This is a genomic window from Dactylosporangium maewongense, assembly GCF_039531485.1.
In the GTDB taxonomy this organism is placed as follows: Bacteria; Actinomycetota; Actinomycetes; order Mycobacteriales; family Micromonosporaceae; genus Dactylosporangium; species Dactylosporangium maewongense.
On sequence record NZ_BAAAQD010000005.1, the window covers coordinates 170,818 to 183,030 of the forward strand.

Annotated in this window: 12 protein-coding genes and 1 riboswitch; of the genes, 5 read left to right on the forward strand and 7 right to left on the reverse strand. The window is 74.7% G+C overall.

Annotated elements, in window-relative coordinates; all coding sequences use genetic code 11:
- Positions 1–26: 26 nt before the first annotated feature.
- The 6 genes from ABD332_RS15060 to ABD332_RS15090 are packed head-to-tail and all read right to left on the reverse strand — an operon-like array spanning position 27 to position 7,203.
- Positions 27–605, reverse strand: coding sequence for a transglutaminase-like domain-containing protein (locus ABD332_RS15060; protein ID WP_344502498.1), 579 nt, complete (start codon positions 603–605; stop codon positions 27–29).
- On the reverse strand, positions 602–1,345 hold the full coding sequence (gene cobM, locus ABD332_RS15065) for a precorrin-4 C(11)-methyltransferase (RefSeq protein WP_344502499.1): 744 nt from the start codon (positions 1,343–1,345) through the stop codon (positions 602–604). The genes ABD332_RS15060 and cobM overlap by 4 nt, the downstream gene beginning before the upstream one ends.
- Entirely contained in the window at positions 1,342–3,189 is a 1,848-nt protein-coding gene (gene cbiE / locus ABD332_RS15070) for a precorrin-6y C5,15-methyltransferase (decarboxylating) subunit CbiE (protein ID WP_425552201.1), read from the reverse strand. The genes cobM and cbiE overlap by 4 nt, the downstream gene beginning before the upstream one ends.
- Positions 3,180–4,520, reverse strand: a complete 1,341-nt coding sequence (locus ABD332_RS15080; protein ID WP_344502500.1) for a cobyrinic acid a,c-diamide synthase CobB — start codon at positions 4,518–4,520, stop codon at positions 3,180–3,182. Before ABD332_RS15080 ends, cbiE begins: the two co-directional genes overlap by 10 nt.
- Positions 4,514–5,116, reverse strand: a complete 603-nt coding sequence (gene cobO, locus ABD332_RS15085; RefSeq protein WP_344502501.1) for a cob(I)yrinic acid a,c-diamide adenosyltransferase — start codon at positions 5,114–5,116, stop codon at positions 4,514–4,516. Before cobO ends, ABD332_RS15080 begins: the two co-directional genes overlap by 7 nt.
- Positions 5,117–5,118: 2 nt before the next feature.
- Positions 5,119–7,203, reverse strand: coding sequence for a VWA domain-containing protein (locus ABD332_RS15090; protein WP_344502502.1), 2,085 nt, complete (start codon positions 7,201–7,203; stop codon positions 5,119–5,121).
- Positions 7,204–7,238: 35 nt separating this feature from the next.
- Positions 7,239–7,412, reverse strand: a riboswitch (cobalamin riboswitch).
- Between the two features lie 70 nt (positions 7,413–7,482).
- On the opposite strand from ABD332_RS15090, the gene ABD332_RS15095 reads away from it, so the two are divergent.
- From ABD332_RS15095 to ABD332_RS15105, 3 genes are all read left to right on the forward strand, one after another.
- A complete protein-coding gene (locus ABD332_RS15095) occupies positions 7,483–8,334 on the forward strand; it encodes a hypothetical protein (protein WP_344502503.1) in 852 nt (283 codons plus the stop codon).
- Positions 8,335–8,410: 76 nt separating this feature from the next.
- The gene (locus ABD332_RS15100; protein WP_344502504.1) at positions 8,411–9,196 is read left to right on the forward strand and encodes a hypothetical protein; all 786 of its coding nucleotides are present in this window, start codon (positions 8,411–8,413) and stop codon (positions 9,194–9,196) included.
- 13 nt (positions 9,197–9,209) lie between these two features.
- On the forward strand, positions 9,210–9,590 hold the full coding sequence (locus ABD332_RS15105; RefSeq protein WP_344502505.1) for a hypothetical protein: 381 nt from the start codon (positions 9,210–9,212) through the stop codon (positions 9,588–9,590).
- A gap of 24 nt (positions 9,591–9,614) precedes the next feature.
- On the opposite strand, the gene ABD332_RS15110 is transcribed toward ABD332_RS15105, so the two are convergent.
- Positions 9,615–10,361, reverse strand: coding sequence for a copper resistance CopC family protein (locus ABD332_RS15110; RefSeq protein ID WP_344502507.1), 747 nt, complete (start codon positions 10,359–10,361; stop codon positions 9,615–9,617).
- Between the two features lie 87 nt (positions 10,362–10,448).
- Between ABD332_RS15110 and ABD332_RS15115 the strand changes: the two genes are divergently transcribed.
- Entirely contained in the window at positions 10,449–10,898 is a 450-nt protein-coding gene (locus ABD332_RS15115; protein ID WP_344502508.1) for a hypothetical protein, read from the forward strand.
- The gene (locus ABD332_RS15120) at positions 10,895–12,142 is read left to right on the forward strand and encodes a hypothetical protein (RefSeq protein WP_344502509.1); all 1,248 of its coding nucleotides are present in this window, start codon (positions 10,895–10,897) and stop codon (positions 12,140–12,142) included. The genes ABD332_RS15115 and ABD332_RS15120 overlap by 4 nt, the downstream gene beginning before the upstream one ends.
- The last annotated feature ends 71 nt before the right edge of the window (positions 12,143–12,213 follow it).

Sequence of the window (12,213 nt, forward strand, 5' to 3'; positions counted from 1 at the left end):
GGTCCGCGGCATCGAGGTGCCGTAGGTCAGTGGCCGCTCAGGGAGGCGGGCAGGCCCGCGGCGCACAGGGCGAGGACGTCGGTGGTGGAGCGCAGGGCGGCCAGGACGCCCGGGTCGGGGGTCGCGAACACGGGCTCGTAGTCGCACTCCCCCGCCGCCGGGTCGACGGTGAAGGCCAGCCGCGGGCCGGCGAGCGAGAACTGCGCGTCGACGCCCGGCTTGTTGCCGCGCGGGTCCTGCCGGTGCCACCGGCCGTCGAGGTGCACGGCGACGAGGCCGTGCAGCACGAAGCCGCCGTCGCCGGTCGCGAGGCGCTGGTAGCAGAGGCCGGCCGGCACGCCCTCGGCCCGCAGCACGGCGGCGAGCAGGTGCGACTTGGCGTAGCACAGCCCGACGCGCTGCTCGAGCACCTCCGCCGCGGTGACCGTCACCCGCGGATCGCCGGCATCGACCGAGTGCCGCACCTCATCCCGTACGAACTCGAACGCCACCCGCGCGAAGCCGGTCTCGTCACGCCCACCCCGCAGCGCCGTCGCGGCCGCACGGACGGCCGGGTGGTCCGCCTGCACGACCTCGTCGCCGGCGAGGTACGGGTCGAGGCTCATGAGCGGTGGCGGGTGGTGGAGTACAGGTGGCTGTCGGGGAACTCCTCGGCGGTGAGGACGCGGCCGACGACGATGACGGCGGTGCGCAGGATGCCCGCCTCCTGGACCTGCTGGGCGATGTCGGCGAGGGTGCCGCGGAGGATGACCTCGTCGGGGCGGCTGGCGCGGGCGACGACGGCGGCGGGGCAGTCCTCGCCGTACCAGGGGACCAGCTCCTCGACGAGGACGGCGATGCGCTGCACGGCCAGGTGGAGCACGATCGTGGCGCGGCTGGCGGCCAGTGTGGACAGTTCCTCGCCCGGGGGCATCGGGGTGGCGCGGGCGGCGGTGCGGGTGAGGATGAGGGTCTGCGCGACGCCCGGCACGGTCAGCTCGCGGCCCAGCGAGGCGGCCGCGGCGGCGAACGCGGGGACGCCCGGCACGATCTCGTAGGGCACGCCCGCGGCGTCGAGGCGGCGCAGCTGCTCGGCCATCGCACTGAAGACCGACGGGTCGCCGGAGTGCAGCCGGGCGACGTCGAGGCCGGCGGCGTGCGCGGTGGTCAGCTCGGCGAGAATCTGGTCGAGGTCGAGGTTCGCAGTGTCGACGAGCCGGGCGCCGGGCGGGCACACGTCGAGGAGCTCGACCGGCACGAGGCTGCCCGCGTACAGGCAGACCGGGGTCCGGGCGAGGACGTCGCGGCCGCGGACCGTGATGAGGTCCGCGGCGCCCGGTCCGGCACCGATGAAGTACACCGTCATTTCCACACCACCCATTGCGTCACCGGCATCATCGGCCGCCAGGCGAGGAACCCGCCGACGGGTGCGGCACGCTGGACCGCGATCCGGGTCAGGGAGCCGCCGTGCGTCTCGTGGAGCTCGGCGACGAGCCGCTCCGAGGCGACGGTGACCGCGTTGACGACGAGCCGGCCGCCGGGGCGCAGCGCCGACCAGCAGCGCTCGAACACCCCTGCCGCGGTGAAGCCGCCGCCGATGAAGACGGCGTCCGGTGCCGCTTCGGACGGGGCGAGGCCGTCGAGCGCGCCGGGCGCGGCACCGACCACTGTGGACAGGTGCGGGACGCCGAGGGTACGGGCGTTGGCGGTGACCCGCTCGGCCCGGACGGGGTCGCGTTCGACGGCGACGGCGCGGCACGAGCGGTGCGCGCGCAGCCACTCGATCGCGATGCTGCCCGAGCCGGCGCCGACGTCCCACAGCAGCTCGCCGGGGCGGGGGCCGAGGGCGGCGAGGGTGACGGCGCGGATCTCGCGCTTGGTGAGCTGGCCGTCGCTGCTGTACGTGTCGTCCGCGAGTCCCGGCGTCAGGGCGGCACCGCTGCCGCGGCAGTCGACGGCGACGACGTTCAGCGGGCCGGCGGCCGTGACGTCGTGGTGGATCCGCTCGTCCGGGCCGCCGAGCGACTCCAGGACGGTGACGGTGCTGTCGCCGAACCCGGTCTCGGCGAGAATCGCGGCCACCGACGGCGGGGTGGCGGTGCCGGAGCTGAGGACGAGCACCCGGCGTCCATTGTGGAGGACGCGGCGCAGCGCGTCGACGGACCGGCCGACGGCGCTGACGACCTCGACGTCGTCCTGGGCCCAGCCGAGCCGCGCGCACGCGAGGGACACCGACGACGGGTGCGGCACCACGTGCACGTGCGCCGCGCCGAGCAGCCTGACGAGGGTGCTGCCGATGCCGTAGTACGTGGGGTCGCCGCTGGCGAGGACCACGACCCGGTCGGCGTGGTGCTCGGCGAGCAGCCGCGGCAGGGCGGGCACGAGCGGCGACGGCCACTCGACCCGCTTCGCGGTGACGGCGGCGAGGTCGAGCTGCCGGCCGCTGCCGAACACGACGGTGGCCTCGGCGATCGCGGCACGCCCGGCCGGCGACACGGACTCCAGGCCGTCGGCGCCGATCCCGACGACGGTCACCTCGGGCGCGACCGCCGCGACGGCGAGGGTCGCGACCGCGGACGACCGCCTGGCGACGACGAGCACCGCCGGTCCATCGAGCGAGGTCGTAGTGACCAACGTCTGTGCGGGGGGTGGCACGTCAGGCCGGCCGGGGACCGTCGCGGCGGACCCAGCCAAGGCCGATGCGGCGGACCCAGCCGGCGGCGGCGCGGTGGACCCAGCCGGCGGCGACGCGGTGGACCCAGCCGGCGGCGACGCGGTGGACCCAGCCGACGGCGGCGCGGCGGACCCAGCCGACGGCGGCGCGGCGGACCCAGCCGACGGCGGCGCGGCGGACCCAGCCGGCGGCGGCGCGGTGGACCCAGCCGGCGGCGGCGCGGTGGACCGGCCGGGGAGGGGCTTGGACGCGGCGGTGCGGGCGGTGAGCAGTGCGGCGGACTCGGCGACGCTCGGGGTGCCGGTGTGGGCGGCGACCCGCGGGGACGGGTTCGGCACCTCGACGGCGGCGAGCGCGGACGCCGGGTGGGTGACGACCTCCCAGCCGTGCCGGGACGCCAGCTCCTCCGCCAGGCCCGCCCTGGTGTCCACGGTGGACAGGGCGAGCACCACGTCGCCGGTGAAGGCGGGCAGGAGGGCCTCGACGTCGGCGGCGGTGGCGGTGGAGCGGGCGCCGAACCCGAGCACTACGCGCATGCCGAGACCAGCCTGTGCGCGAGGTGCGGGGCGCCGGCCCAGTGCAGGTGCAGGTACGACCCGTGCACCGACCCAGCCGCGAACCCCTCCCGGACCGTCCCGCGCTCGCCGTGCCAGGCCCACGCGGGCGTGGCGCCGGAGGACGGGCTGACGGCGGTGCGGTGGAACTCGTGGCCGCTGACCCGGGTGCCGGCGGCGGCGAGGACGCTGTCCGCGACGGCGACGGCGTCGCGGTAGCCGAGGGTCAGCTTCGGGGTCATGGCGGCGTCGACGGGCAGCACCCCGCACATCGGCCGGCCGTCCAGGGTCCGCGCCAGCCACAGCAGCCCGGCGCACTCGGCCGCGATCGGGGCGCCGCGGGCGGCCAGCGCGGCGACCGCCTCGCGGAGCGGCGTGTTGTCGGACAGCTGCTGGGCGTACACCTCGGGGAAACCGCCACCGACGACGAGCCCGCGCGTGCCGGGCGGCAGCGCCTCGTCCCGCAACGGGTCCACGATGGACACCTCAGCGCCGGCGGCGGTGAGCAGCTCGACCGTCTCGGCGTAGCTGAAGGAGAACGCGGGCCCGCCGGCGACCGCGACCACGGGCCGCCCGGCGACGGGCTCACCCACCGACGGCGTCCACGGCGCAGCGGCGAACGAGGGCGCCGAGCGGGCGACGGCGAGGACCGCGTCCAGGTCCACGCCGGAGGCGACCACGGCGGCGAGGGCCCGCACGGACTCGAGAGCCTCGGCGTGGCGTTCGACGACGGGGACGAGGCCGAGGTGCCGGGACGGGGCGGCGACCGCGTCGTGGCGGCGCAGCACCCCGAGGACGGGCGTGCCGACCTCGGCGCACGCGTCGCGGAGGATCTGCTCGTGCCGGTCGGAGCCGACCCGGTTGAGCACCACCCCGGCGATGCGCACGCCGGACCCGAACGACCGGAACCCGTGCACGACCGCGGCGATCGACCGGGCCTGCGCGGTCGCGTCGACCACGAGGACGACGGGCGCGTCGAGCAGCTTCGCGACGTGCGCGGTGGAGCCGAGCTCGCCCGCGCCGGTGCGCCCGTCGAACAGGCCCATGACCCCCTCGACGACCGCGACGTCGGCGCCGGATGAGCCGTGCGCGAACAGCGGGCCGATCCGTTCCTCGCCGACGAGGACCGGGTCGAGGTTGCGGCCGGGGCGGCCGGCGGCGAGCGCGTGGTAGCCGGGGTCGATGTAGTCCGGGCCGACCTTGAACGGCGCCACGCGCAGGCCACGGGCCGCGAACGCGGCGAGGAGCCCGGTCGCCACGGTCGTCTTGCCGTGGCCGGAGGCCGGCGCCGCGACGACGATGCGTGCTACCACTCGATGCCCTGCTGGCCTTTACGCCCCGCGTCCATGGGGTGCTTGACCTTCGTCATGTCGGTGACGAGGTCGGCGATCGCGACGAGGTCGGGGTGCGCGTCGCGGCCGGTGATGACGACGTGCTGGTTGCCGGGCCGGTCCCGCAGGGTGGCGACGACGTCGGCGACGTCGACCCAGCCCCACTTCATCGGGTACGTGAACTCGTCGAGCACGTAGAACCGGTGCGCCTCCGCGGCCAGGTCGCGCTTGATCTGCTCCCAGCCTTCGGCGGCCTCGGCGGCGTGGTCGCGTTCGGTGCCGGGGCGCTGGATCCAGGACCAGCCCTCGCCCATCTTCTGCCACACGACGGGGCCGCCTTTGCCGGTCTCACCGAGGGCCTTGAGGGCGGTCTCCTCGCCGACGCGCCACTTGGGGCTCTTCACGAACTGGTAGACGGCGATCGGCCAGCCGGCGCTCCAGGCGCGCAGCGCCATCCCGAACGCGGCCGTCGACTTGCCCTTGCCCTGTCCGGTGTGGACGGCCAGGATGTGCTGCCGGCGGCGCTGGCGGGTGGTGAGCCCGTCGTCCGGCACGCTCTCGACCTTGCCCTGCGGCATGTTCAGCTCCCCGTGTGGATCGCGGCGGTGGACAGTGCCGACAGCGGCAGGCAGTCGGCGGACAGGGCCCGGGCGAGGCGGCCGGCGAGGCCGAGCCGCACGGGGCCGGACTCGCAGTCGACGACGACCGCGGGGATGCCGGCGAGCGCGGGCGCGACGGTCATCGGGTCGGGGCCGCTGGTCGCGCGGCCGTCGGTGACGACGACGAGCAGCGGGCGGCGGCGGGCGTCGCGGCGCTTCTCGCCGTGCAGCGTGCGGGCGGCCTGGCGCAGTCCCGCAGCGAGGGGGGTCCGGCCGCCGGTGCGCAGCTCGGCGAGGCGCAGCACGCCGACCTCGTGGCTGGCGGTCGGCTCGAGGACCGTGGTGGCCTCCGCGCCGCGGAAGGTGATCATGCCGACCTTGTCCCGGCGCTGGTACGCGTCGCGCAGCAGCGACAGCACGGCCGTCTTCACGACGGTCATCCGCTGCCGGGCCGCCATCGACCCGGACGCGTCGACGACGAACAGCACGAGGTTGGCCTCCCGGCCCACCTTGACCGCCTCGCGCAGGTCGCGGGCGTGGACGCGGCGGGACCCGCGCAGCGCGGCGGCGCGCACGGTGTCGGGCAGGTGCAGGCTGACGAGCTTGCCGCTGGGCTGCCGGGACCGCACGACGCGGCCGTGCCGGCCGTGCGCGGGTGAGCGCCGCCCAGCGTGGGAGCCCTGCTGCCGGTTGGCCCTCCCACCGATCTTCAGCAGGCGCGTCTTGTACGGGGCCTGCGCGAACGCGAGGTCCCCGGCCGGGCCCGTGGCGGGGCCGGTGTCCCCATCGACGTCCGACGTATTGACCATCGTTTGTTCGGGGGTCGGGCGGCCACCCGGATCGTCGACCGGACCCGACGAGCCGGAAATGTCGGACGAGCCGGTAGAAGCGCTCGGCGGAGGCGGGCCACCGCCGTCAGGGCCGCCGCTGTCCGGGCCGCCGCCATCGGGGCCGCCGCTGTCCGGGCCGCCGCCATCGGGGCCGCCGGTGTCAGGGCCGCCGTCCGGGCCGTCGGTGTCGGAGCCGCCGTCGTCGGAAGCGTCGTCGGGGCCGTTGAGCTCCTGGTCGAGGATCTCCTCCAGGCGCTCCTGGTCCGCGCCCGGCGGGTCCAGGGGATCGCGGCGGCGCCGGTGCGGCAGCGCGAGCCGGGCCGCGGCTCGCAGGTCGTCCTTCGTCACGACGGTCCGGCCGTGCCAGGCGGCGACGGCGACCGCTGTGCGGGCCACGACGATGTCGGCGCGCAGGCCGTCCACCCGGTACGCGATGCAGATCCGCGCGATCCGGTCCAGCTGCGCGTCCGGCAGCGTGACCCGGGGCAGGATCTGCCTGGCGGCGTCGATCCTGCCCGCCAGGGCCGCGTCCTGCTCGACGTAGCGGGCGGCGAACCCGGCCGGGTCGTTCTCGTACTGCAGCCGCCGCCGCACCACCTCGGCCCGCGGCTCGACCGTGGCGGGCGCGGCCACGCCGACGACCAGGCCGAACCGGTCGACGAGCTGCGGCCGCGGCTCGCCCTCCTCCGGGTTCATGGTGCCGACGAGCAGGAAGCGGGCGGCGTGCTTGACGGAGACCCCGTCGCGCTCGACGTGGGCGCGGCCCATCGCGGCGGCGTCGAGGAGCAGGTCGACGAGGTGGTCGGGCAGCAGGTTGACCTCGTCGACGTAGAGGACGCCCCGGTGCGCGGCGGCGAGCAGGCCGGGCTCATAGGCCTTCACGCCCTCGCCGAGGGCCCGCTGCAGGTCGAGGGTGCCGACGACCCGGTCCTCGGTGGCGCCGACGGGCAGCTCGACCAGCGCGGAGCGGCGCTGGGCGGCGGGCGTGCCGGCGGTGTGCGGGCCGTCGGGGCACGAAGGGTCGGCAGACAGAGGGTCGCAGGCGAAGCGGCAGCCGGCGACGACGTCGACCTCCGGCAGGAGCGCGGCGAGGCCACGCACGACGGTCGACTTGGCGGTGCCCTTCTCACCCCGGACGAGGACCCCACCGATCGCCGGTGACACGGCGGTGAGCAGCAGGGCCAGGCGCAGGTCGGGCAGGCCGACCACGGCCGAGAACGGATACGGCGACGTCACGGGCACATCCTCCTCGAGCGGGTCCGCGCCCGCTGGGTCATGGAGCACGAGCGGCTGGAGTCTCCTGACTCCCGGATCGCCGCCATCCCCCGACCTTCCGGCTTTCGGCCGTGGCCCTTGCGCTGGAGGGTGGCTCCCCGGTCACAGTGGCGGGACCGTCCCAGATTCGCACTGGGTTCCTCCCTTTGACCGCTCGGGGTTCATCGTGTCCCACGGCTCCCAGTGACGTCAACGTGACCCAAATCCTTCGGGCCGGGCACGACCGGCCGAACAGATGACATGTGGAGGAGCGTCGCGCACGCCGTCCTGTGCGTCGTGTTGACCATGGGTCTGCTCGTCGCGTCGGTACGGCCGCGCCTGCCGCCCCTGGCGCCGGAGACGAGCGTGGCGCCGCCGGGCACCCGGGCCATGTGGCTGTGGGAGCGGGAGCGGCCGGAGGCCGTCGTCGACTGGGCGAAGGCACGCTCGGTGACGACGATCTTCGCGTACTACGACCCGCGCGCCGACGTGACGGAGCTGACCCGGTTGCGTGCGCTGTGTGACGACGCCGGGATCGCCCTCGACGCGCTCGGCGGCGAACCGGCCTGGACGACCGACCACGCGACCGCGCTCGCCTGGGCGCGGGCCGCCGCGGCGTCCGGCCTGTTCCGGGGGCTGCACGTCGACGTCGAGCCCTACCTGCTGCCGGCCTGGGAGGAGCGGCAGGCGGCGCTCGTACCGCAGCTGCTGCGGCTGCTGGACGAGCTGGTGCTGATCGGCCCGCCGGTCGAGCTCGACGTGCCCTTCTGGCTGCCGACGGTCCAGGTCGGCGGGGAGAACCTGGCCGACGCCGTGCTCGCCCGGGTCGACGGCGTCACGGTGATGAGCTACCGCAACACCGCGACCGGCGGCAACTCGATGCTCGGCGTCGCCGACGACCTGCTGCGGCGGGCCGGGAAGGCGGCGAAACCGGCCCGGCTGGGCGCGGAGACGCAGGCGCTCGGTGACTGCGCGTACTGCACGTTCCACGGCGGCACGGACAGCGCCATGCGGGCCACGCTCAGCGACGTCGACCGGGCCGCGCAGCGCTATGCCGCGTTCGAGGGAATCGCGGTGCACCAGTACGACACCTGGATAGCGCTCACCGGCTAGCTCAACCGGCCGCCGGCCCGGCCGATCTGGAATTCGTCATCAGGCAGCCATCATCAACAGAGAAGGACCTCTACCGATGCGCCGTTCAGCCTCGATCGCCCTCGCCTGCGCCGCGGGCGCGGCCGCCATCGTTCCCGCCGCGGCGCCGGCCAGCGCCGCGACCCCGGACCTGGGCCTGGTGGTGCCGCTGCTCGCGCCGATGCTGCCGGGGCAGTCGGGCTGGGTGGGCACACTGTGGGGTGCGGCCGACGACGTCTGCGACGTGCGGGTCACCGCCTCCGGGGCGGGCCTCACCATCACGTACCCGTCGAACACGCAGAGCTACTCGTCGCTGTCGAAGGGTGACTCGCTCGCCGCCGGGCGCGTGGACTACATCGCGTTCAACATCAGCGTCGCCACGAACAAGCTCGTGTCGCTGAACCCGGTGACGCTGAACTACTCGTACACCGAGAAGGCCGACGGCGCGACCACCTGCACCGGCACGAAGCGCACCGGCTCGCAGGTCGCGACCCTGCCGGTCGTGTCGGTCACCGGGGACGCCGTCACCCAGAAGACCTCGACGGTGACGGTGCCGAAGAAGACCCCGGTCTGGTCGCAGCTGGTGTTCCAGGCGCGCAAGGGCGGCGTCGACGACCTGCGCATCACCGTCTCCGGCGGCCCGACCGGCCTGGTCGTCAGCTACCCGCAGGAGCGCGCGTACACCCAGCCCAACCAGGCCGCGGCGCTGGCCGTCGGCACCGACGACTTCGCCGCCGTGAAGTTCGACGCCACGAACGTGGCGGTGGGCACCTACAAGCTGACGGTCAAGCAGACGTACGGCGGCATCACCGACACCAACGACCTCACGCTGGTCGTCGTATAAGGAGGACGCTGACATGATCCGCTCGCGTGTGCTGCTCACCATCGCCGCCCTCGCGGTCACCGCCGGCCTGGCGGGCTGCGGCGACGAGGGCTCGAAGACCCCGGCGAAGATCTCCGCACCGTCGACGGCCGGACCGTCCGCCAGTGCGTCGTTGACACCCGAACGGATGGAGACGATCTTCCTGGACACGACCGCGGCGCACCTGTGCTCGGTCCAGTCGCGGGTCTACACCGACCCTGCGGCGATGGCCGACGCGTACGCCAGCAAACCCCTGTACACGGGGCTGGCCGACGCGCAGGTCGAGCAGTACCAGCAGCGGGTCATCGCCGACCCGGCCTTCGCCGAGCGGCTCACCGCGCAGATCCAGGCGACCTGCGGCACCACCACCGGCTGACCGGTGCCGTCGCGGCCGTCCTCCTCAGCGGAGGGCGGCCTTGCGGCGTTTCTTCTCCGGCTGCACCGGCGCGCGCCGGGCCGCGAGCCCGATCATGAGGCCGACACCCACGATGAGCAGCGCCGGGATCAGCCAGTCGGTGAGCACGAACGGCGTCTTCACCGGCGCCGGCGCCGACACCGGCGGCTGCGCCTGCTGCGGGCCCTGGGTCGGCCCGACCGCCGCCGGCGGGGTGCCCTCCTTGTTGAGCGCGCGGGTCAGCGCCTCGGACGGGCCGGCGGTCGGCGCGGTCCAGCCCGCCGGCGCCGGCGTCACCGGGCCGCTGTAGGTGAACCGCAGCTGCCCCTTCACGGCCTCCCCGTCGGAGGCGACCGTCTGGTAGGCGGCCGTGTAAAGGCCCTGCTCAGGCCAGTGCGACACCGGGACGAGCGCCGGGAAGCCGGTGTTGTACGACCTGGGCTCGAACTTCCCGTCGACCATGAAGTACTCCTGGACGGGCTTGTCGAGCCGCTTCGGCTCCCCGGTCCGCCAGCCGCCCTCGACCCGCAGCCCGGACGGCGCGGTGACCGTGAACCAGGCGAACGAGGCGGGCTGCTCGGTGAAGTACAGCGCCACCTCGGCGCGCGGCTTGTCGACGGTGCTGTCCTGCACCGGGTCGGACATGGCCAGCTGGCCGTGGGCCGAGGCAGGATGTGCGGGCAGCACGACGCCGAGCACGGCGACGAGCGCCAGCACCGCGATCTTCGACGCACCTACACGGACCGATCGCATCGGCACATGATGCCGGGTTCCCCCATGAGCGACAAGACGCTAAATTCACAGCCCTGACAAACCCCCCGTCGCCTCGGGAGCCTTTCCGTGCCTGCAGCTCGTGCCACCGTCCTCGCCGCCGCGCTCGTCCTGGCCCTCACGGGGTGCTCCGCCGACCCTGCAACACCTGCGCCGGCGCCGTCCACCACGACCGCGACGGCCGCCGCCGCCGGTACCGACGCGCCGTCACCAACGGCGGGAACCTCCTCGGCACCGCCGTCGCCGGTCGCGACCTTCGACAAGGAGATCGTCGTCACCGTCGCGAAGAAGAAGGTGACGCCGCCGACCGGCCGGGTCGAGGTCGCCAAGGGCAACCTGGTGCGGATCACCGTCACCTCCGACGTCGCCGACGAGCTGCACGTCCACGGCTACGACAAGAGCCTGGCGCTGCCGGCCGGGGCGCCCGCGTCGCTCGAGCTGCGGGTCGACCGGACCGGGCTGTTCGAGGTGGAGACGCACGCGTCGCACCTGGTGCTCTTCCAGCTCGTGGTCCGTTGAACACCGACCTCGCGCCGGTCCTGGCCCACGGTGTCGGCGGCCGCCAGGACCTGCCGCTCACGCTGGGCCAGCTGCTGGTCGGCGCCGCCGCCGCGTTGATCGTGTCGTTCGTGGTGCTCGGCGTCGCGTGGCGCGCCCCGCGGCTCGACCCCGCCGCCGGCCGTCCCGTGCGGACCATCCCGGTGCCCGCCGTCATCCCCCGGCTCGTGGGCATCCTGCTGCTGGCCGTTCTAGCGTGGACGTTCACGCTGCCCGACACGGCCGACAACCCGGCGGCCGGCATCGTGTACGTGCTGTTCTGGGTCGGGCTGGTGCCGCTGTCGCTCCTGCTCGGCCCCGTCTGGCGGGCCCTGAACCCGCTGCGCACGCTGTCGCTGGGCTTCAAGCCCCGCCGCCCGCTGCCCGAGGGCCTCGGCTACTGGCCCGCCGCCGCGGGGCTCTTCGCGTTCGCGTGGCTGGAGCTCGTCGCCCCCGACCGGGCGACCCTGCCCGTCATCGGCACCTGGCTGGCCGTGTACGCCGTGGCCATGCTCGCCGGCGCCTTCGTCTACGGCCCCGACTGGCACACCCGCGGCGACGCGTTCGAGGTGCTCAGCGACCTCGCCGGCCGGCTCGCCGTCATCGGCCGCCGCCCCGACGGCACGCTCGCCTGGCGCAACCCCCTCGACGGCATCGCCGGCCTGCGCCCCGCGCCCGGGCTCGTCGCCGTCGCCGTCGTGCTGCTCGGCGCCACCTTCTACGACGCGATGTCCGGCGCGCTCTTCTGGCTGCGGTTCACCCAGGAGAACGGGCTGCCCGCCCCCGTCACCGGCACCCTCGGCCTGCTGGCGGTCATCGGTGCGGTGGCGCTCGCGTACACCGTGGCGACCCGCACCTCGGGCCGGCGCGGCCACACGTCGGCGGAGCGCATGCCGGGCGAGCTGGCCCACTCGATCGTGCCGATCGTCGTCGGCTACGTCGTGGCGCACTACTACTCGCTGTTCGTCCTGGAGGGCCAGCGCACCGTCGCGCTCCTGTTCGACCGGCCGGACTTCGACCCGTGGACCGGCGTGATCACCCCGACGGGCGTCGCCAACGTCCAGATCACCGCGATCATCCTCGGCCACCTCGTCGGCACCGTCCTCGCCCACGACCGGGCCCTGAAGGTCTTCCCCCGCGCCCAGGCCATGACCGGCCAGGTGCCGCTGCTGGGATTGATGGTCGCCTACACCGTCGCGGGCCTGCTGCTGCTCTTCACCGGCTGAACCCCGCGCCGGAATGCTTGGTAGAGCGGCGCGAGGGAGGAGCGCCGCTCTACCGGTCCAGCGATATATGT